1 protein-coding gene is annotated in these 1,870 nt (G+C 58.7%); it reads right to left on the bottom strand.

The genetic code is table 11. The features are described 5' to 3' along the window. On the bottom strand, nucleotides 1-1,870 hold a 1,870-nt coding region (locus tag IV091_RS12300), incomplete at both ends, for a PAS domain S-box protein (protein WP_293469109.1).

The raw sequence follows: 1,870 nt of genomic DNA, 5'->3' as shown, positions 1-1,870 counted from the left end.
GTGCGCAACTCGTGGCTGACCGTGGAGATGAATTCGGTTTTCATGCGGTCAATGCGCTTGAACTCGGTAATGTCGGTGCCCTGCGCGTAAAACCCGAGAACCTTGCCAGCGTCGGCGCCCTCGCCATAGCGCGGAAAATAATGCATGGCGTAGTTCCGGGTGCCGCCCTGCGACATCACTTGTGCCCGTTCGTAGCGGACAACATAACCTCGCAGCACTTCTTCAGCCTTGTCCCGGACACCCGCATAGGCAAGCGGGCCGAGCACTTCGGCCAGAGTGCGACCATTGATCTGCTCAAAACTCAGGCCAAAGACTTCTTCGTAGGCTTTGTTATGAAAACAAAATCGCTGTTCCAGATCCAGGTAGGCGATCAGGGCCGGTACGGTGTCGGTGATCTGGCGCATCTGCAATTCACTGGCACGCAGCGCCTCGGCAATGCGTTTGCGCTCGGTGATGTCACGTACACTGCCAATGAACTGGCGGCGCCCTTCCAGGGAAAACTCCGAAATTCGCAGATCCATCGGAAAAACCCCGCCGTCGCTGCGCCGCCCCGCCAACTCGCGACCGATTCCGATTATTTTCGCCTGCCCGGTCTGAAGATAGCGCCCCAGGTAGCCATCGTGTTCGCTGTGGTAAGGCTCCGGCATCAGCATGGATACGTTCTTGCCGACGACTTCCTCGCTGCGGTAGCCGAACATGCGCTCGGCAGCCGGATTGAACAGTTCAATCAGGCCGCCATCGGAGATGCTCACGATGCCTTCATCCACATTGTCCAGCAGCGCCCGTTCCAGGCGTTCGCTGTCACGCAAGCTTGCACTCATCGCGTGGGCTTGCGCTTCCGAGCGAACCAGCCGGCTCACCAGCGGCGACAGCCGCCAGCGCAGCAACAGCAGCGCAACGACCATCACGCCCACCAGAAGCGGGATCAGATAGCGCAGTTGCGCCCACACGGGAGCATACAGTTCGGCACTGTCCATTTTGAGCACCATTCCCAGCCCGAGATCGCCCACCGGCGCATAAGCCGCCACCACCGTCTGGTTGCGATAATCGCGGGCGGTGATGAATCCGGTTTGGCCCTCCAACGCATGGGTCATCGGCAATGGCACGCCCTCTGACGATCTTTTAGGCAAGGTGAAAACCGCCGGATTGAGCGTCGTCGGAAAACACTTCATGTTGAGACCGAAGGGCGCGCACAGCGCAAGCTCTCCCGTTTCGCCCTGAAGGGTGGCGTCCTTGAGCGTGCCCATGTAACCAGGCAGCGGCGTTTCCGCAATGACCGTGCCAATGACAGCGCCCCCCTGCTTCATTTCGACCACCGCACGCATCAGCAGTTGCTCATCCCATATCAATTGCACCCGCCCAGGAAAGGCAAGCGCAACGGCCAACACGGGCTTATGGGCAAAGGATCCGGCATGCGCCAACTCGCGTCCGTCTTTGTCAAGCAATGCAATGGCCGTAAACCCAGTTGAAAGAAAGGACTGCACGGCGGCTTGGAGTGCCAGATGGGCAGGGCTCTCGTCCACGCCCGCATTCCGTCCTTGCATCTGATTCATCAGCAGAGGACGGGTGGCAATGACCGTCGTTCGGTTCAAGCCGGCTTCAATTTCAGTCTGCAGCAGCTTGATGCGGTTTTTCAGGGAAATCTGGAGGCTTTTACTCAGCAGCGCCTCGGCATGACGCGCCATGACCATGAATATGCTGGCGCTCACCAACACGGTTGTCACCAACAAAATCACGCCAGCGACCAGACTGATTCGATGTTGACGATTTTTGGGCTGGAGCCTGTCTTCGAGGGGTGTATCGGTGGAGGACATGAGAGGGTCTTGTTGCCAGTTTTTCAGGGATGACGGAGTTATGGGGTCACGGGGTC

The sequence above is a fragment of the Polaromonas sp. genome, assembly GCF_018780625.1.
Classification (GTDB): domain Bacteria; phylum Pseudomonadota; class Gammaproteobacteria; order Burkholderiales; family Burkholderiaceae_C; genus Polaromonas.
Note: the sequence above shows the minus strand (reverse complement) of the source record. Positions and strands in the feature narration are given on the sequence as shown.